17 protein-coding genes and 5 pseudogenes are annotated in these 18,511 nt (G+C 62.2%); 14 read left to right on the top strand and 8 right to left on the bottom strand.

From position 1 onward, the window contains the following. The 4 genes from JC607_RS05470 to JC607_RS05460 form a co-directional block, all read right to left on the bottom strand. Nucleotides 1–245 (bottom strand): hypothetical protein (locus JC607_RS05470; RefSeq protein ID WP_198835930.1); only part of this gene is annotated, 245 nt, incomplete at its 3' end. Continuing rightward, nucleotides 245–535, bottom strand: a complete 291-nt coding sequence (locus JC607_RS05465; RefSeq protein ID WP_198835929.1) for a hypothetical protein — start codon at nucleotides 533–535, stop codon at nucleotides 245–247. The genes JC607_RS05470 and JC607_RS05465, both read right to left, overlap by 1 nt. Next, nucleotides 535–660 carry a hypothetical protein gene (locus tag JC607_RS25760; protein ID WP_255532328.1) on the bottom strand — a complete coding sequence of 42 codons (126 nt, stop codon included), beginning with the start codon at nucleotides 658–660 and terminating at the stop codon, nucleotides 535–537. Before JC607_RS25760 ends, JC607_RS05465 begins: the two co-directional genes overlap by 1 nt. 209 nt (nucleotides 661–869) lie before the next feature. Beyond that, nucleotides 870–1,127 carry a hypothetical protein gene (locus tag JC607_RS05460; protein WP_198835928.1) on the bottom strand — a complete coding sequence of 86 codons (258 nt, stop codon included), beginning with the start codon at nucleotides 1,125–1,127 and terminating at the stop codon, nucleotides 870–872. A gap of 8 nt (nucleotides 1,128–1,135) precedes the next feature. Here JC607_RS05460 and JC607_RS05455 point away from each other — a divergent pair. Continuing rightward, nucleotides 1,136–1,357, top strand: a pseudogene (locus JC607_RS05455) (transposase); the annotation flags it as partial. A 91-nt stretch (nucleotides 1,358–1,448) separates the two neighbouring features. Here JC607_RS05455 and JC607_RS05450 read toward each other — a convergent pair. After that, nucleotides 1,449–1,679 carry a hypothetical protein gene (locus JC607_RS05450; protein ID WP_198835926.1) on the bottom strand — a complete coding sequence of 77 codons (231 nt, stop codon included), beginning with the start codon at nucleotides 1,677–1,679 and terminating at the stop codon, nucleotides 1,449–1,451. Nucleotides 1,680–2,811: 1,132 nt separating this feature from the next. Between JC607_RS05450 and JC607_RS05445 the strand changes: the two genes are divergently transcribed. Then, on the top strand, nucleotides 2,812–4,047 hold the full coding sequence (locus tag JC607_RS05445; protein ID WP_198835925.1) for a mechanosensitive ion channel family protein: 1,236 nt from the start codon (nucleotides 2,812–2,814) through the stop codon (nucleotides 4,045–4,047). A gap of 179 nt (nucleotides 4,048–4,226) precedes the next feature. On the opposite strand, the gene JC607_RS05440 is transcribed toward JC607_RS05445, so the two are convergent. Beyond that, complete coding sequence (locus JC607_RS05440; protein ID WP_198835924.1) at nucleotides 4,227–5,000, bottom strand: DeoR/GlpR family DNA-binding transcription regulator; 774 nt, start codon at nucleotides 4,998–5,000, stop codon at nucleotides 4,227–4,229. Between the two features lie 247 nt (nucleotides 5,001–5,247). Between JC607_RS05440 and hisN the strand changes: the two genes are divergently transcribed. The 8 genes from hisN to JC607_RS05400 all read left to right on the top strand — a co-directional run bounded on the left by hisN (nucleotide 5,248) and on the right by JC607_RS05400 (nucleotide 14,706). Continuing rightward, entirely contained in the window at nucleotides 5,248–6,057 is an 810-nt protein-coding gene (hisN, locus tag JC607_RS05435) for a histidinol-phosphatase (RefSeq protein ID WP_198835923.1), read from the top strand. Between the two features lie 106 nt (nucleotides 6,058–6,163). Further along, nucleotides 6,164–7,741 carry an ABC transporter substrate-binding protein gene (locus JC607_RS05430; protein ID WP_171909721.1) on the top strand — a complete coding sequence of 526 codons (1,578 nt, stop codon included), beginning with the start codon at nucleotides 6,164–6,166 and terminating at the stop codon, nucleotides 7,739–7,741. Nucleotides 7,742–7,820: 79 nt separating this feature from the next. After that, on the top strand, nucleotides 7,821–8,801 hold the full coding sequence (locus tag JC607_RS05425) for an ABC transporter permease (RefSeq protein ID WP_198835922.1): 981 nt from the start codon (nucleotides 7,821–7,823) through the stop codon (nucleotides 8,799–8,801). Next, nucleotides 8,801–9,709 carry an ABC transporter permease gene (locus tag JC607_RS05420; RefSeq protein ID WP_198835921.1) on the top strand — a complete coding sequence of 303 codons (909 nt, stop codon included), beginning with the start codon at nucleotides 8,801–8,803 and terminating at the stop codon, nucleotides 9,707–9,709. Before JC607_RS05425 ends, JC607_RS05420 begins: the two co-directional genes overlap by 1 nt. 14 nt (nucleotides 9,710–9,723) lie before the next feature. Next, complete coding sequence (locus JC607_RS05415; protein ID WP_233092681.1) at nucleotides 9,724–11,541, top strand: ABC transporter ATP-binding protein; 1,818 nt, start codon at nucleotides 9,724–9,726, stop codon at nucleotides 11,539–11,541. After that, nucleotides 11,534–12,820, top strand: coding sequence for a Zn-dependent hydrolase (locus JC607_RS05410; protein ID WP_198835920.1), 1,287 nt, complete (start codon nucleotides 11,534–11,536; stop codon nucleotides 12,818–12,820). The genes JC607_RS05415 and JC607_RS05410 overlap by 8 nt, the downstream gene beginning before the upstream one ends. A gap of 9 nt (nucleotides 12,821–12,829) precedes the next feature. Beyond that, nucleotides 12,830–13,771 (top strand): phosphotransferase family protein, encoded by a 942-nt coding sequence (locus JC607_RS05405; RefSeq protein ID WP_198835919.1) that lies wholly within the window; start codon nucleotides 12,830–12,832, stop codon nucleotides 13,769–13,771. After that, entirely contained in the window at nucleotides 13,768–14,706 is a 939-nt protein-coding gene (locus JC607_RS05400) for a phosphotransferase (protein WP_198835918.1), read from the top strand. Before JC607_RS05405 ends, JC607_RS05400 begins: the two co-directional genes overlap by 4 nt. A gap of 495 nt (nucleotides 14,707–15,201) precedes the next feature. Here the strand turns inward: JC607_RS05400 and JC607_RS05395 are convergent. Beyond that, nucleotides 15,202–15,441 (bottom strand): annotated as a pseudogene (locus JC607_RS05395) (IS5/IS1182 family transposase); the annotation flags it as partial. Nucleotides 15,442–15,495: 54 nt separating this feature from the next. On the opposite strand from JC607_RS05395, the gene JC607_RS05390 reads away from it, so the two are divergent. The 4 genes and pseudogenes from JC607_RS05390 to JC607_RS25955 form a co-directional block, all read left to right on the top strand. Further along, the gene (locus JC607_RS05390) at nucleotides 15,496–15,942 is read left to right on the top strand and encodes a transposase (RefSeq protein WP_370584755.1); all 447 of its coding nucleotides are present in this window, start codon (nucleotides 15,496–15,498) and stop codon (nucleotides 15,940–15,942) included. Beyond that, nucleotides 15,846–16,043: pseudogene (locus JC607_RS25965) on the top strand (hypothetical protein); the annotation flags it as partial. The gene JC607_RS05390 and the pseudogene JC607_RS25965, both read left to right, overlap by 97 nt. Before the next feature lie 83 nt (nucleotides 16,044–16,126). After that, nucleotides 16,127–16,423, top strand: a pseudogene (locus JC607_RS25960) (IS66 family transposase zinc-finger binding domain-containing protein); the annotation flags it as partial. Beyond that, nucleotides 16,392–16,658: pseudogene (locus JC607_RS25955) on the top strand (transposase); the annotation flags it as partial. The pseudogenes JC607_RS25960 and JC607_RS25955, both read left to right, overlap by 32 nt. 212 nt (nucleotides 16,659–16,870) lie before the next feature. Here the strand turns inward: JC607_RS25955 and JC607_RS05375 are convergent. Beyond that, a complete protein-coding gene (locus tag JC607_RS05375) occupies nucleotides 16,871–18,508 on the bottom strand; it encodes a GMC family oxidoreductase (RefSeq protein WP_198835916.1) in 1,638 nt (545 codons plus the stop codon). Between the last annotated feature and the right edge of the window lie 3 nt (nucleotides 18,509–18,511).

Here is an 18,511-nt window from a genome sequence, read left to right as displayed (position 1 = left end):
CCCGCGTCAGCGATAGCATTGCCCATGTAGTTCGGGTCAGAGCCACCGGGGGCAACAGTGCCGCCGGAAGCTTGAGCAACGGTCAGGGGGTTGAAGCCGAAGCGTTCACCAGCCTCGCGCCACGTACCGACTTGGTTAAGGATCACGTGACGCGTATCGCGCCCCGGATTGGCCTTTTTGCCCATGAGGCCACCAAGCAGAGATGAACCCGCGCCAATAAGGGCGGAACCGATAACAGGATCCATCAGGACACCTGCGCCATCTTGATCAGATCGGCGCGGACCTTCCGGGGTTCGACCCAGAAGATATCAGCGACAAGCTGAATGGCCCACGGCATGGGCGTTTTCTGATAGTCGATACCGGCTTCACGCTGGTATTCGAACAGCCGCCAGAGCGCGTCACGATAGGACGAGACAGGCTCTTGCGCATCAGAGAGGACCGCAAGACGCTTAGAGGCGAACTCAGGGGAATTGCGCTGGCGCTCAATCTCCGAAAAGGAGGTTTTCACGGGCGTGAAATCAATGTGAGCGCCCATCAGAGCGCCCCCGCGCAGAAGGCCTGAAAGTACGCCGGGAAGAAGGTCGAGACTGTCCCGCCGAGGAAGCCGAGCACAAGCGGCACGATTGCCGCAAGCGCTTTGCTAAGTAGTTGTTTTTGCATGTGTTTCTCCTATGAAAGCGAAGAAACGTCCGATAATGCAACATTATTGGATGTTATGGCGAGGTGACAGCCGCGGCGGATATTATATACTATTTGCACTATAACCGCTGACATATATGCCTCTGCCAACCAGCTCATTATACAGGAACTGCCTGCTGCCCGGGTGTTTTTGTGCCCAGCCCCTGTGGGATGCCGCAGATCAGAGGCGGCTATGATCCTGAACTGGCGGTGTTTCTGGTCGATGCCGCGGAAAAATGCCCGGCGGCGATCAGCGCGCGGGTATAGGGGTGTTGCGGGTGGCTCGGCACCTGCTCTGTCGCGCCATATTCAACGAGGCAACCGTCCTTCAGCACCGCAACATCATCTGCCATCCCTCGCAGAATGCCCGGATCATGCGTGATCAGCAGAAAGGCCACCTGCTCGCGCTGCTGCAACTCGCGCAGGAGGGTCAGAACCTCGCGCGGCACCGTGGCATCCCGTTATCTGCGTCGAGACGCGACATATGAAGGCCGCGGTTACGGCGCAGGCCAACAAGACCGACAGGAACGATGCGCGCGGCATTGCCCAGATGATGCGTGTCGGCCTGTATCGGCCAGTCCATATGAAGACCGAGCGCAGCCAGGAAATCAGGATGCTGCTGACAGCGCGGAAGTTTCTGCAACCGAAGCTGATCGACGCCGAGACTAACCTGTGCGGGTTCCCGAGGCGCGGGTGGCCGCCATGCCGCCGATGGTTGCATTGGCGCCGGGGGCAATCGGGAAGACAGCCCCTGATCCCGAGTGCATAGTTCAGGGCCTCACGCGTGACGCTGGCGCCAAAAGGCACCAGAGGGGCGCTTCAAGGCGCATCAGATCTGCCACAGCGCGGGTGCTTTCGGTGAAGAGCACCGCATCCGGCAGCGGCCTCCGACGCCAGGATTCCCCCTGGTCATGCTGCTCGCGCAGGGCGAGCGATTGCGAAAACGCGGTCCCGAAACGGGCGGCCAGCCGGTCAGCGAAATCCTGGTCAAAGCCTGCCATATCCGTGTCGCGATCTTTTCACGGGGCCGTTCCTTGCGGCCTTCCGCGCTCCTGGCCTGTCACTTGCCCGCAAACGGGACGGTCTTGTCAAAACGCATCGGGCGGTCAGAGCGGCGTGCCGGCAGGATGACGGTCAGGGAAGGGCGGACTGTCCTGCCCCCCGTAAACTCGGCGGCACAGCGGAAGGTCGGCAGGCCGGAAGCCCTTGCATCCGGCGCCTCATCGCGGCTTGCCCGCGAGAGGTCCTGGATGTCCCCACCGGCGGCCCGGATTTCAGGCGCCGCAGCATCGAACCCCGCCGCCCGCAAAATCCGGTTTCGGGTGGGGCCGTCGCCAATATCTGCGGCCCCTGCCAGAAGGCTTTTTGCAAAACCCGGCTCAGATCTGCCCGGTTCTGGCCAGTCCCGGCCTGTGCCGATTGCGGCCAGCCGCGTGAGGTTGGCAGGTGTCGGATCGGCCAGTCCGGAACGGTTTTCCGGCCGGACCTTCTTTTCGCGCAACGGTGCCCAGCGTTGCGCGGAAAGAAGGTCCGGCGCGGGGCAGGGCGGTCGCGCGCACAGATGCCGTCGCTCTCCGGGATCAGGGACACCTGCACCGGGCGGATGATGGTGCCTTGGCGCTCTGCGATGGCCAAAAGCGGATCGAGGGCAAGCCAGGCCCAAGGCGACCCGATCCCGAAGAAGAAATCAATCTCTTTCAGTCCGGTATTCTCATCTGGGCGATTGTGGTGCGACAAGGGGGAGGGGCAGTGCGCCCGCCGCCCTGAGCGGTCACTCCCGACTGTTCCTCGTGTCGCGGATCAGGCCGGGGACCGCACCGGCCAGGCTGAGCTGCCGCTTGGAAGGGGCGGCAAAGCAATTGGCATCAGACCACCAGAACGACATGCCAGGGAGCGGAGCGGCCAAGCCCTGTCCCGCAGGCTTATGGGTGCGCGCATCATTGTCAGAGCCTCAGAAAGGCAGGGGACCGGGGTCCGGATTTACTCCCTTCCCCTTTGCGTAAGCCCGTGATCCCGCATCGGATACTGATCACGATACCGACAGACAGGTTGGCCATGACATTGCCCCGAGGCGCCTGAGAGGGCACAAGGCAGGGTCCCCCCTTCGCAGGCAACTCCGGCAGATGAGAGACCATGACTATGAATAACCTCTGGGCCATCGCGGTCGACACACCCTGGGTCGAGACCCTCTTCTGGCTCAGCGCGCTGGTCCTTGCCGCAGCCCTTGTGAACATCGTTACAAAGGCCGTGCTGGTTAAACTCCTGCACCGCCTGATCGAAGGGGTCCAGTATATCCAGGGCCCTGAAGTTGTGCGGTCCGGGGTGATCGCAAGGATCGCCAATGCCGCACCCGCGCTGGTGATTTCTTCAGGCATAATGCAAGTGCCGGGTTTGCCCTTTGCCATCGCCACAATCATCCGCAATGTCGCGAACGCGTTCAACATCCTGGTTTTTGCGATGGCCATCTCGGCCGCGCTCGGGCTTTTCCACACCATCTGGAACCGGCGTTCTGCGGGCAATGGCAGATCCATCAAGGGCTATGTCCAGGTTGCGACAATTCTCGTCTATGGCATTGCGGCGATCCTGATGGTTGCGGCGGTCATCGACCGCTCGCCCCTGATCCTTCTCTCCGGACTTGGGGCGCTGACCGCCGTTCTCATCCTCGTCTTTCAGGATACGCTTCTGTCGCTTGTCGCATCGGTTCAGATCAGCTCCACCGACATGGTCAAGGTTGGTGACTGGGTCGAAATGCCGGCCCAGAATGCCGATGGCGATGTGATCGAGATCGCGCTCCATACGGTAAAGGTCCAGAACTGGGATAAGACGATTACGACGGTTCCGATTCGGAATCTCGTCACCCAGCCGTTCAAGAACTGGCGCGGAATGCAGGAAACGGGCGGGCGCAGGATCAAGCGCTCGCTCAACATTGACCAGAATACCATCCGCTATCTTTCGGATGATGAGTTGCTTCGACTGCAGCAAATGAAGCCCATCAGAAGCTATATCGAGCGCAAGACCCGTGAACTTTCGGACTGGAACGCGGTGCTTGAGCCCGATGAGGTCAGTTCGAACCGCCGCCGCCTGACCAATATCGGCACCTTCCGCGCCTATGTGGAGAGTTATCTCAAGGCGCATTCGCAGCTTCGTCAGGACATGACGATGATCGTGCGTCAACTTCCCCCCGAGGCTGACGGGCTGCCGATCGAGATCTATTGCTTTACGAACACCATCGCCTGGGTGGCCTATGAGGGCATACAGGCAGATATTTTCGACCACCTTTACGGCGTCCTGCCAGAGTTCGGCCTCGCGGTGTTTCAGTCGCCTTCGGGGAGCGATTTCAGAAGATTGCCAGTTCCGGAAGGTGCCTGAAAGCGCCCCCCCGCGGAGCGCGGGGCGCGCGGGTCTTCCCCCTGCATTTCTGCCCTTCTGCCGCGACGCTTTTGGGGCGGCGACCGGGGCAGATATCGCGAAAGGAATGGAGATGATGCGGGCCAGGACAGGGCGAATGGCCGGGTGAGGCCTGACCCCTGCAAGCCATCGGGCTGGGGTCAGCTGCCTGTCGTAACCTCGCAAAAATGCACCGTGCCGCGCGTCAGGGTCAGACCGGCACCGCGCGGATGCGGATCGGTGACCAGATGGTTGATCTCCTCAAGGCGGCAGATCGAGACCCGGCTTTCCGCGCCGATCTTTCCGGAATCGCAGAGCAGAATATTCGACTGGGCGCGACGCATCATCGCCCGGGCGACCTCGGCTTCATGCAGCTCGTAATCCGTGACGCCGCGGTCGGGATGCAGGCCCACCGGCGAGATGACGGCGAAATCGGCGAGGAAGCGATCGATCTGCGACAGGGTCATCTCGCCATAGGTCGCTGGCACATCGCGATGTGGCCGCCCCCCAAGCAGCAGGATATCGCAATCGCGCCCCGAAGACATGATGCGGGCAATCTCAAAGGAATTGGTGATCACGCGGATATTGCCCCGCGCCGCCAGTTCGCGCGCGAAAGCGATGGTGGTGGTGCCGGTGTCAATGAAGAGTGTCGAGCCCTCGGGGACAAGGGTCAGGGCCTTGCGTCCGATGGCGGTTTTCTGGGCCACATTCTCGGCGCGGCGCATTTCATAGGCGGGCTCCGGTTCGATCCCGGATCGAGCAAGGGTCGCCCCGCCATGGACGCGGTTCAGAAGCCCGCTCTCCTCCATTTCCAGAAGATCGCGCCGGATCGTTTCGCGCGAGACATCAAATTGAGCCGCAAGCTCGCCGGTTGAAACCTTCTGCCGCGCGGTCAGCTGACCGAGGATCTGCGCCTGCCGCTCATGCGACCACATGTGTCACCTCATTCTTCACAGGCGCTATCGCCACAGAAATTCCACAAAAAACCAAAACCATGTGGCAATCTACCCCAAAATTCGGCGGTTTGGATCAGTATCGCAGTCAATCTGCCGCATAGCTGCTCGCAATTTGCCCAATACCGCAAGTGAATCCACAATTTTTTGCGTCTGACAAACTAATTTTGTTGCGCGCTTCTGCGAATCGCTACTAGTTTGGCAAAGAAATGCCTCGCAGGTGCAACAAATGCCACGAGATTCCAAATCAGACCCCGGCGATGACCTGCGTTTCCTGACGCAGGCGGCTGAGGCTGCGAAGGACATTACCCTGTCCTGGTTCCGCCGCCCGATCGAAGTCGAGGACAAAGAAGACAAATCACCGGTCACCATCGCTGACCGCGCGACCGAGGCGATGCTGCGCCGCATGATCGCGGAGAAATTCCCCGAAGACGGGGTTTTTGGCGAGGAAGAAGCGCCGAGCAATCTGGGAAGCCGCCGCATCTGGGTGGTCGATCCGATTGACGGCACCAAGAGCTTTGTGACCGGCCATCCGCTTTACGGCTGCCTGATCGCGCTCCTGGAAGACGGCGTGCCGGTGCTGGGTCAGATCGACATGCCAGTGATCGGCGAACGCTGGCAGGGCCATAAAGGCGGCGCGAGCACCTTCAACGGGGCGATCTGCCAGACCCGTGCCTGCACGGCACTCGCGGATGCCTGGATCTATACGACCAGCCCTCTGGCTTTCCCTGGCCGCGCGCTGGCGGCCTTTGAGGCGGTGACCTCGCGCGGACGGCTGACCCGCTATGGCGGCGATTGCTACAATTACGGGCTGCTGGCCTCGGGGCATTGCGATCTCGTCATCGAAACCGGGCTGCAACCTTTCGACTATCTGCCACTGGTCGCCGTGATCGAAGGCGCCGGGGGGGTGATCACCGACTGGGAGGGCCGCCCGCTCACGCTGCAATCTGCCGGCGATGTGGTCGCCTCGGCGACGCCAGAGCTGCATGCCGAAGTGTTGCAGCATCTGTCGGGCCAGGCGCCGGAGCACCCTGGCTGATACAGAAAACCCCCGCACGCATGGGGCCAAATCATCATGCGGCGACCAATAGCCAAAGCCCGGAAAAGCCAGAAACCGGAACCGGGCATCCAACATGGAGAGAGAAATGATCAGCAGACGGAAGTTTATGAACTATTCAGCGGGTTTTGGCGCGCTTGCCGCCATGCCGCAGATCAATACGAATTTCCTGTTTGGCCCGGCCATGGCCCAGACGACGAAACCCATCACCTTCCTCTCGGCCGAGAACATCACGGGCAACTGGGATCCGACCGCGCATACCACGCTGTCGCAGACCAATATCGAAGGCTTTGTGATGGGTTACCTGACCCGCGCGCCGATGACGCCGGAAAAGCCTGATGAAGTGGTTTATGAACTCGCGACCGAGATCCGGGAAATCGACGCCCATACGCTGGAGATCAAACTCCGCGAAGGCGTGACCTTCCATGACGGCAAGCCCTTTACCGCGAAAGACGTGAAGGCGACGCTGGAATATGGCTCGGGGCTGGACCGTCCGAAGCAGGTCTATCCGGGCGCGACCGACACGTTCGAAGTCACCACGCCGGATGATTTCACCGTGGTGATCGACACGTCAAAAGGCGGCTATGGCGCGTCTTTGTTCATCTTCCTCGCGTCTTACCTGCCGATCCTCGCGGCGGATGACGTGGCGGGTGGCCCCTCGGGTCCGCTCTCGCAGCGTCTGAACGGTACCGGCCCGTTCAAATTCGTCGAACAGCGCGGCAATGACACCGTGATGGAGGCCTTCCCGGGCTATTTCAAAGGCGCGCCGACCGTGCCGGGCGTCAATTTCTCATTCGTCGGTGACGGCACCACGCGGATGCTGTCGCTGATGTCCGGCCAGGCCGATATCATCGAACGGCTGGAGCCCGAACAGGCCGAAACGCTGGAGGCCGAGGACGGTATCGTCATCAAGCGCCAGGTCTCGGTCGAGAACAAATATCTCTGGTTCCGCTGCTCGAAAGCGCCCTTCGACAATCCACTGGTGCGCAAAGCCGCCTGCCACGCCATCGACCGTGAGCTGATCCTGGAAGTGATGGGCTCGGCCGGTCACGCCTCGGCGAACTTTGTCTCGCCGATCAAATTCGGCTATATCGACCTTGAGAATTACCCGGAATACAACCCCGAGGAATGCCAGCGCCTGCTGGCCGAGGCCGGCTATCCGAATGGCGAGGGCCTGCCGGAGCTGGAATATATCACCTCGACCGGCTTCTACCCGAAAACCAAGGAATATGGCGAGGTCATCACCGCGCTGATGCAGGAACAGGGCTTCAAGGTCACGCTCAATGTGATGGAAGTCGCGGCCTGGAACGAGCGTCTCTATGACCGTCCGGGCGGTGGCCCGGGCCATATGGTCGATTGCGGCTGGTCCACAGGTTCGCCCGAGCCGGATCTGGTTCTGCGCTCGCATTTCCATTCCTCGTCGAAACGGATCTGCGGTATCGAAGATGCCGAGATTGACGCGGCGCTGGATGAGGAGCGCAATTCGCCTTCGCTCGAGGCGCGCAAGACCTCGCTTCAGACCAATCTGATGCCGATGCTGGCCGACAAGGTTCCGGCGCTGTCCCTGTTCACCTCGGTGCTGATGCACGGGATGCGCGAGAACCTCTCGGGGCTGATCATGTATCCCGACGGGCAGATTGACGCGTCCCAAGGCACCTTCGGCTGACAAAGCCTCTGGCAGAGGGCGCCCGCGCTCTCTGCCAGCCCATCCAGCAACACTTTCTGCCAGAACGTCCGGGGTTTGAATGTTCATCCTTAGGTTCCTTATCCGTCGCCTTTTGCAGGGCGTCGTGATTGTCTTTCTCGTATCGGCGCTGATCTTCACGCTTTTGCGCGTGGTGCCCGGCGATCCGGTGCGCCTGATGGCGGGCGGCATGGCCCCCGAGGCGCTGATCGAGGAGATCGCGACCGAGATGGGTCTGCGCGACCCGATCCCGGTGCAGTTCACGCGCTATATCACCGGAGTGTTCCAGGGCGATTTCGGGCAGAGCTTCGTCCGGCCCGCCTCGGGTGCGGCGGTGGGGGGCGCGAGTTTCGACGACTCGACCCGGGGAGAACGGGCAAGGGTGCTGGACCTGATCGCCCAGACCGCGCCAATGACGATCCAGCTCGCGCTGCTTGCAATGGTCTTCGCGCTGGTCATCGCGCTGCCGATTGGCGTGGCAGGCGGGCTTTACCCGGGCAGATGGCCTGACCGGATGGCGCTTTACCTTTCATCGCTATTCGTCAGCCTGCCGAATTTCTGGCTCGGCATCGTTCTGGCGCTGGTGGTCTCGGTGAAATGGCAGCTGGTGCCCTCCATCGGCTATCACAACTTCGCCTATACGATCCTGCCGGCCTTCGTGCTGGCCATCGAGATCGCGCCCTTCCTGATCCGCACGCTGACGGTCTCGGTCGCGGGCGTGATGGCGCAGAACTTCATCGACATCGCCCGGGTCCGGGGGCTGTCGCGCAACCAGATCGTGTTCCGCCACGCGCTGAAAAACGCTGCGGTGCCGCTTTTGAATCTGCTCGGCGTGCAGTTTTCGATGCTTTTGGGTGGTGTTCTGGTGATCGAGTTCATTTTTGATTACCCCGGCCTTGGCCTTCTGACGATCAACGCGGTGATGCAGCGTGACTTCCCGCTGATCCAGGGCATCGCCATCATCACCGCTGCCGCCTTCGTCCTGATCAATATCGTGGTCGACCTTGCTGCGACCGCCATCGACCCGAGGCTGGATTACTGATGAGCGTCACAACACTTGACCCCGCCGCCCGCGTCGCCGCCGCCCAGACCGTATCCTCGCGGATCTGGCGCGAGGCCTTCGCCTCGATCGAGTTCCGCATCGGGCTGATCGTCTTCATCCTCCTGGTGCTGGCCGCAGCGCTTTACCCTGAACTCAGCGGGCTGGACCCGACGAAGCTTTCGGTCCGCGAGAAACTGATCCCGCCCTTGTTCCTTGGCGAGGGCTGGACATGGAAACACCCGCTCGGCACAGATCAGCTGGGGCGCGATATGCTGTCGCGCGCGCTGACGGGGCTGCGCTATTCGCTGCTGATCGGGGTTGCGACCACGGTGCTGATGCTGATCGTCGGCGCGCTGATCGGGCTCTTTGCCGGCTATTATGGTGGCCGCGTGGATATGGTGCTGATGCGGCTCACCGATGCGCAGCTCGCGATCCCGATGATCATTCTGGCGATCACCATTCTGGGTGTGTCGCGACCAACCATTCCCTCGATCATCCTCGTGCTCGGGCTGGCGGGCTGGCCGGTCTATGCGCGGGTGATGCGTTCGACCGTGATGGCAGAAGCGAAAAAGGAATATGTGCGTGGCGCCATGGTGCTGGGCGCGACGAACCTTCGGATCATGTTTCTTCTCATCCTGCCGCTTCTCTTGCCGCCGATGGCATTCGTTGCGGTGCTGGATATCGCGCGGATGATGATCTTTGAATCCGTGCTGGGCTTTATCGGCCTTGGGGTGCAGCCGCCGACACCGACCTTTGGCAATATCATCTCGGACGGGCGTAAATACATCATGAACGCCTGGTGGATCGCCACCATGCCCGGCGTTTTCCTTGTGATCACGCTGACCAGTATCAACCTGATGGGCGCCGCATTGGAGCGTGCCCGCAACAAGATCTACGGGGGGGCATGAAGATGGAAGAGGCGATGAAATCTGCGCCGGTCCTTCAGGTCTCGAACCTGACCGTCGCCGCCGGAGAGCGCGAGATCCTCTCGGCTATCTCCTTTGAGATCCACCCACGCGAGATCCTGTCGGTCATCGGCGAAAGCGGGTCGGGCAAGACCGTGCTGGCCCGCGCGATTGCAAGCTGGCTCTCGGACCCTTTGCGCATCACCGGCGGCGAGATCCGCTTTCGCGGCCAGGATCTGGTGAAGAACCCCGGTCTTGCGCGCAAACTGGCGGGCCGCGAGATCGCCTATGTCGGCGGCAACCCGGCAGGTGCGCTCGACCCGACGATGACGGTCGGCGCGCAGCTGGTCGAGAAACTCCGCGCCGTGCGCCCGGATATTTCAGCCACTGAGGCGAAGAAAAAGGCGATCCAGCTGCTGAATGCGGTGCGGATTCCGTCTGCCCATAAGAGGTTTGAAGAATATCCCTTCCAGTATTCCGGCGGCATGATGCAGCGCGCGATGATCGTCGATGCGCTGATCTCGGACCCGGCCTTGCTGATCGCCGATAATATCACCCAGCCGCTCGACGTGACGGTGGCGGCGCAGATCCTGAAACTGATGCGCGACCTGAATGCGCAATTCTCGACGGCCGTGCTGTTCATCTGCTCGTCGCTGCCGGTGGCCTGCGATGCCTCCGACCGGGTTATGGTGCTCAACGCCGGAAAAGTGGCCGAGATGCAGCCGCCCCGCGCCCTGATCGCAGACCCGAAAAGCGCCTATACCGCCAAACTGATCCAGGAACTGCCGAAGCTCTGGGACGAAAGCACCCGCGCGCCGGGCGAGGAACGCGATGCTCCGGTGCCGGTGCTCTCGATCCGCGATGTCGCGAAAGCCTATAAGATCCGGCGGCGCGGCGAGGCCGGGCTTTCTGTGGTTCAGGCCGTGCGGAATGTGTCTTTCGATGTCTTCCAGGGCGACAATTTCGGGGTCGTGGGCGAATCCGGCTGTGGTAAATCCTCACTGATGCGTCTTTTGACCGGGCTGGAACGCCCGGATCACGGCCAGATCATCTTTGACGGCGAGGATGTCGGCACGGCCAGTGCCGCGACGCTGCGCGGGATGCGCAAGAAATTCCAGCTGGTGCTGCAGGACCCCTACGGATCGCTGCCGCCGCAATGGCCGATCGGCAAGATCCTGGAAGAGCCGCTGAAAATCCACGGCATCGGCTCGGCTGCGGAACGGCGCGACCGGGCGCGGGCGGTGATGAACGAGGTCGGGCTGCCCGACAGCTATTACAACCACCTGACCGGCGGGCTGTCGGCAGGCCAGCGCCAGCGTCTGAATGTGGCGCGTGCGATGATCCTGGAGCCGAAGCTTCTGATCATGGACGAGACGCTTTCCGCGCTGGATCAGACCGAACAGGGCAAGCTGCTCGATCTGTTTGAACGCCTCCAGGCGCTGCACGGTTTCACCTATATCTTCATCTCGCATGACCTGACGATGGTGCGCCGCGTCTGTTCCAGGATCGCGGTGATGTATCTGGGCGAAGTGGTCGAGGTGGCGCCGAATGAGCGGCTGTTCTTTGACCCCGGCCACCCCTATAGCCGCGCGCTGCTCTCTGCCGCGCCGACGCTGGAGACAAGGCGCTACCGCCCCGAGGATTGCCTCCTTGAAGGCGAGCCCCCTTCACCCATCGACCTGCCGCCCGGCTGTGCCTTTGCCAGCCGCTGCCCGCATGCCTTTGACCGCTGCCGCGCCGAAAACCCGGTCCTGCGCGACAGGGGCGGGCGGGCGCTTGCGGCGTGCTTCCTTAACGACGAGACCCCGGCCGTATCGGAGAAGACCTATGCCTGACACCACAGTCCCAAGCAAAATCGACGCAGGTCTTCTGAACCGGCTGATGGATAAGATCTCGGAATTCGGCGCAACGCCGATGGGCGGCGTCGACCGCCCGGCGCTGACCGATGCCCATGCGGCAGCGCGCAACTGGTTCAAAACCGAGATGGCCGCGCGCGGCTATACGGTAAAAGTCGATGCCATCGGCAATCTCTTCGGCCAGATCGACCTTGCCGGCGAAGGCGCGCCGCTGGTGATGATCGGATCCCACATCGACAGCCAGCCGCTGGGCGGGCGCTTCGACGGCGCTTACGGCGTCATGGCGGCCCTGGCGGCAATCGAAAGCTACCGGGCCTGGTGCACAGAGACCGGCACAAAGCCACAATGCAATTACTGCGTCGCCGACTGGATGAATGAGGAAGGCGCGCGCTTCACGCCAAGCCTTCTGGGATCATCGGTCTTCTCGGGCGAATATACCCTCGATTTTGCGCTGGCCCGCCAGGACCGCGATGGCAAATCCGTGGCCGATGAGCTGAAACGCGTGGGCTATGCGGGCACCGATACCGCGCCCGAGCCGGTCGCCTATCTCGAGGTTCATATCGAAGGCGATGCCGAGCTGGAAAAGGCTGGCAAACATATCGCCCCCTTCGCCCGCCACTGGGGCGCGCTGAAGGTCAAGATCGAGGTCACGGGCGAACAGGCCCATACCGGGCCGACCAAAATGGAAGACCGCAAGGACGCGCTGCTGGGTGCGGCCTATATCATGGCCGAGCTGAAGCACCTCGCCAATACCGCGCCGGATACACTTTACAGCTCCTGCGCGCGGCTCGATATTTCGCCCAATTCTGCCAATATCATCCCGGAAAAAGTGATCATGTTCTGCGAGTTGCGCTCGCCGGAACAGGCGATGCTCGATTGGTCGGAAGCCGGGCTGAAAGCCGCCCTGCCGGAGCTGATGGCGAAGGCGGGCGTGGCGGGCGAGATCGTCTCGATTGACCGCCGCCCGGCGGGGCGGTTCGACAAACGGCTGGTGAAGCTGGTCGAAATGGGCGCCGACGAGAACGGCTACGGGCGGATCGAACTTGATACGGTCGGCGGCCATGACGCGGTGACGATCCAGCGCCGCATTCCGTCGATTGTCTTCGTCGTGCCCTCGGTCGATGGCGTGATCCACCGTTACAATGAATATACCAGCCCGGAAGATCTGGCGAAGGGCGGTGATGTTCTTGTGGGGATGATCCGCCGGATCGACGCCGCCGGGGGTGATCTCGACCTCGCTGTCACGATCAATTCCTGAGGGGGACGCATGAGCCAGATTGTCACGGATGCCGATGTCGCGCGGGTGATTGCCGCCGCGCCGGGGCTGGACGGCGCACAGACGCGGTCCGGCCCGGCGGCGCTGGCTTCGCCCTCCTGTCGGGGGCTGGAAAGCGCGGCGGTTTTCCTCGATCTGCCTGATGGCGAAAGCCGGTTTCTGAAGATCATCCATCCCGAGATCCGGGATTTCCTTGACCTGCCGACCGGTTTCGCGGCGGCAAAAGCGGCTGGCGAGGCCGGGGTCGCGCCCCGGGTTCTCTGGTCCGATCCGGAGGCAGGGGCGATCCTCTTCGCGGCGGCAGGTTCTGGCTGGCGCGAGGCGCGACTGTCCGACTGCCTCGATGCGGATTTTCGCAGGAACACCCTGCAGGCGCTGCGGCGGCTGCATGAGGCCCCGGCCAAGGGGGCGCGGTTCGAGCCTTTCGCACGGCTTGAGACGCTGATCTCCGAGGCAGGCCGCCTGGGTGTTTCCCTGCCTGCGGATCTTGGCTGGATCATGTCGCTTCTGAATGCCGCCCGCCCGGTGCTGGAGGCGGCGCCGCTGGCGCTGTGCCGCAATGAAAGCTCGGTCTCCAACCTCATGATCGGGCCGGATCAGGCTGCGCTGCTGGTCGATTTCGACCGGGCCGGCCTCAATGACCCGATGTATGATCTGGGCGCGGTGCTGGCCGAGATGCATGAATTCGAGCGGGATATGCAGGCAACCTTCCGCAGCTATGGCGCCGATGAGGCGGGGTTTGCCCGGGCGCGGCTCTGGTCGGTGGTGGATGACATGATCCAGGCCATCTTCTGCCGGATCTTCGGCCATGTCTCGGTGCGCAAATCGCTGGAATGGCTGAAATTCGGCGAATGGCGACTGATGCGGGCGCGGCTGGCCTTGCATCACCCCGGTTTCGAAGAAAAAATCCGGATCGCGGAGGGGCGGGCATGATGAAAGCACTGGGCAGCGCAGAGAGTCAGGCCGAGCGCGATATCGAAGCGGCCATGCTGGAGGCGCGGGCGCTGTTCGGGGAAAACGCCCGCTATGCGCCGGTCTCGGGCGGGATCTCGAATTCCAACTGGCGGGTACAATCGGCCTGCACCAGCCGTGACTGGTTCGTGAAAATCCCAGGCAACGGCACCGAGATGTTCATCGACCGTGTCGCGGCGATGGATGCCTCGCGCAAGGCCGCAGCCGCCGGGCTTGGCCCGAAGATCTACGAGGATCTGGCGCATCAGGGGGTAGAGATCAATGATTTCATCCCCGACCGCCGCCCCTCGACCCATGCCGATTTCGGCAATCCCGCCAATCGCGCCGCGGCGATTGCGGCCTATCGTCAGATGCATGCTTTGCCCGCGCTTGGGCTGACCAAGACCGTCTTCGATATGATTGACGAGCATCATGCGCAGATGGCGGAACTCGGCTCGCCCGTGCCGCGCCATGCCGAATGGATTGCGCTGAACACAAAGATGGCGCGCGATGCGATGCAGGCCTCGGGCCTTGATCTGGTGCCCTCGTTCAACGATCCGATGCCCGGCAATTTCATGATCGGCGCGGATGGCTCGATCATGCTGATCGATTATGAATATGCCTCGATGAACGACCGTTGCTATGATCTGGGCATCTGGTTCGGCGAGATGTTCTACACGCCCGAGATCGAGGCCGAACTGATCGAGGAATATTTCGGCCGGGTAACACCCGAGATCGTGGCGCGGGTCACCGTTCACAAGGCGCTGGCCGATGTGAAATGGGCAGCCTGGTCGATGGTGCAGCTGAAGGTCTCGGCGCTGGATTTCGATTTCTACAAATATGGGGTGTGGAAGCTGATGCGCTTTCAGCAGATCACCAGCGATCCGGCCTGGAAAGAACAGTTGCGCAGGCTGTGATCGCCTGCGCCACATCCCGGACATCGCCGGGATTGCGCTTATCGGCCGGCAGTTCAGCCCTGACCTCTCCAGCCGGGGCAGCGAAGGGCAGTGCGACCTGCTCTCCCCCAGTTCCCCGGAATGGCCACAAAAATCGCCGCGCTGGCAGGTCGCGAGCGGGCCTGGCGGGGCGCCGGCAGGTCGTAGGCGCTGCGGCCAAATTCGACGACCGGCAGGGGTTGGGACGGGAAAGCAGGGCTGATCGGAACTTTGGTGTTCATCCTGGGACCGCCTCCACAGCGTCGATGTCCTCGCCATTCAGCGCGGCGTTCAGCCCATCATGCGTGCCGATACAGCCGGGCAGCCTGGCCCGCCCTGCCGGATGTGATCGAAGCCGTTGAACCTGGGATCATCTGCTTCCGCCTCTACGGCGCGCAAGCGGTGGACCCTAACCGGTGCAAACAGCCCTTTGATCCACTGAAATCTGGCGCCCGGCATCTTGCGCGGGCTTCTGGGTCATGTTGACAAATATCGGAGCGACAGCCTGATACAGGCGATATCGATGAAGCCGGGAAACCTGTCTGCGGTTTTGTCGCAGCGGCTTGCCAGTCGACGGCTGTTCTTCAGCTTGTTGAAGCACCGCCCGACCATATTGCGCAGCGTGTAGATGGTCATGTCTGCAACCTTGCGCATCTTTCGGTTTTTGCGCATCGGGATCATTGGCAGGGCGTTGCGGCGCTTGATGTCTTCCCGAATTTATCAGAGTCAAAGATATGCCTGCAGTGAGGGCCGTCTGGTCTGATCGTGCAAATGGGCCTGGGGCATTGCCCTATGGTATGCGCTTCAGTTGTTTCCCCAGTCGAGATCTTCGCGACCGATGAGGCAGGCCGTCGTCGACACGGGTCAGACGCGGATAAGGTACGGATCGTTGAAGAGAGCCTGCGCGGCTCCAGGCCGGGTTCGGCGACGGCCCGCCGGTATGGGATTTCGCGGTCTCTGCTTTCGATCTGGCGGCGCGGGTATCGCAGTGCTGCTCTTGCTGCGCCGGTTCCTGGCGTTGGTTTTGTGCCGCTGGCGATGGAAAGCGCCCGGCCTGCGCCAGCACACCGACCTTCGCGCGATGGGGAAGATACCCGGATCGACATCACGCTGACGAACGGATGTCGCAGGACGATCCCGGTTTCGCTCACGCCTGCGCATCTGGCGGCCCTGCTGGCCGTTCCGGATCCGCGATGGCAGCGTTTCCTGCCGGAGTGAGGGTCTGGATCGCGGGCGGTGTGACGGACATGCGCTGCGGGATGAACAGGCTCGCACTGCAGCTGCAACAGGGGGTCGGTCGCGATCCGCATGGTGGCGAGATCTTCTGCTTCCGGGGGCGCAAAGGCGATCTGATCAAGCTGTTCTGGCACGATGGTGATCGAACACCTCGAGATGCAGCTTTGAGGATCTCGAGACGGATCTTGAACAGGATCGTGCAGACGCGGGTGCTTCCGCGTCCAAAACCACGACCATGGCGTTCGGGCGCCGCCGCCCCGCCCGCAAGCCGTTCCCCGAACATTTGCCCCGTGAGCGCGTGGTGATCGAGGCGCCGACCTCCTGCACCTGCTGTGGATCGGCGCGCATATTGAAGATGGGCGAAGACATCACCGGGACGCTGAAGGTGATCCCCCGGCAGTGGAAAGTGATCCGGACCGTCCGCGAGAAGTTTGCGGGCGGAACGCGCCGGGATGTCGAAGCACACCCCCGTCGCCAGGGCGATCAACGACATGTTCGGGGAAGACGGTCGCCGGGAAGCCTTCACCCGCTTCCCCGGTGACGGCCGGATTTGCCTGACGAACAATGCGCCCGAACGCGCGCAGCGCGGTGTCGCCCCTGGCAGGACGGCCTGGCTCTTCGCCGGATCATCGCGTGGCGGCGAACGCGCTGCCTTCCTGAATTCCCTGATCGTCACCGCCAGGATGAATGACGTGGATCGCCGCCGAAGACGGCATTTGCCGTCTGCTGATGTCGGCACCCGGTTTTGGACCTCTGGTGGCCCTGATCTTTCGGGTTGGCGTGGGTGAGGCCCCTCGTTTCAGACAATCCCGATCTGTTTCTGCCGAGGCTGTCATCGACCGGCAGAAGGGGAAGCATGTTCCGGAGGCGGCATCGACACGCGGTTAAATCAGCATCCTGCCAAGCCAGTTTACGGTCCAGGATCATTTCGGATCATGGCTGCAGCTTTCTCGGCAATCATCACCACGGGCGAGGCTGTATTGCCTGAAACGATCCGAGGCATGATCGAGGCATCAACGATCCGAAGCCCGGCCAGCCCCCGGAAGCGCAATTGTGTGTCAACCACGGCTTCGGGATGAGTTCCCATGCGGCAGGTTCCGACAGGGTGGAAGATTGTTGTCGCGATATTTCCGATGGCCGCCAGCAGTTCCTCATCTCCCCGGTGCCCGAGGTCCTCGCCGATCCCGGGACCAGGAAGGATCTCTTGTGGTTCAAAGGGAGCCAGAGCCGCAGCCGTCATAATCCGGCGCGCCTGACGCACCGAGGCCAGAGCCACAGAACGATCTCCGTGTGTCGAGAGGTAATTCGGCCGGATCGTGGGTGGGGCGCCAGCATCCTTGCTGCGGATATGGCTGCTTCCCACACTTTCAGGCCGCAAATTGCAGACCGAGACCGTGATCGCAGGAAATGGGTGCAGCGGATCGCCCAGCTTGTCGGTCGACAAAGGCTGGATGTGATATTCCAGATCGGGAAATGCCAGCGACGGGTCGGAGCGGGTAAACATGCCGAACTGGCTGGGCGCCATAGACATCGGGCCAGAGCGGGTCAGAAGATACTGTAGCCCGATCTTCGCCTTGCCGGTCAGGCTATTGGCGAGCGTGTTCAGCGTGCGGGCATTGCTGACCCTGAAAACGGTGCGGATTTGCAGATGATCCTGCAGGTTCGCGCCGACCGCCCGCTTCTCATGGCGAACCGGGATGCCGCAGGCCGCCAGCACCCCGGGGTCGCCGATCCCCGACAACTCCAGCAGTTTTGGCGAATTGATCGCACCTGCGGCCAGGATCACCTCGCGCCTGGCCAGCACGGTGACATCGTGCCCGCCCTGGCGGAACTGTACGCCGGTCACGCGGGTGCCATCAAGGAGCAGCGACTGCACCTCGGCCTCTTTGATCAGGCGCAGGTTGGGGCGTTTCAGCGCCGGGCGCAAAAAGCCGCGCGCGGTGTTCCAGCGCATGCCGCCCTGCTGGTTCACCTCGAAAAAGCCCGATCCCGCATTGTCGCCATCGTTGAAATCTTCGCGCGGGTGGATGCCGAATTCTTCAGCACCGCGCTGCACAGCTTTCAGAATGTCCCATTGCAGGCGCTGGCGGGCGACCTTCCATTCGCCGCCCCCCCCATGCATGGCACTGGCGCCCGCGTGGTGGTCTTCGGACTTGCGAAACCAGGGCAGCACGTCATCCCAGCCCCAGCCGGTGCAGCCAAGCTGGCGCCAGTGATCGTAATCCGCCGACTGGCCGCGCATATAGATCATACCATTGACCGAGCTGCAGCCGCCCAGAACCTTGCCCCGCGGATAGGCGAGGCTGCGCCCGTTCAATCCCGGCTCGGGCTCGGTTTTCATCATCCAGTCGGTGCGCGGATTGCCAATGCAGTAAAGATAGCCGACCGGGATACGCACCCAGTGATAGGCATCGGATTTTCCGGCCTCCAGCAGCAGAACACGGGTTGCCGGGTCCTGGCTGAGACGGTTGGCCAGCACACAGCCCGCCGTGCCGGCGCCGATGATCACAAAGTCATAATCGCCCTCGAGGCGGTAGGTATCAGCCATGTC

Origin of the sequence: Paracoccus sp. IB05 (genome assembly GCF_016405985.1) — a bacterium.
GTDB lineage: Bacteria > Pseudomonadota > Alphaproteobacteria > Rhodobacterales > Rhodobacteraceae > Pseudogemmobacter.
Note: the sequence above shows the minus strand (reverse complement) of the source record. Positions and strands in the feature narration are given on the sequence as shown.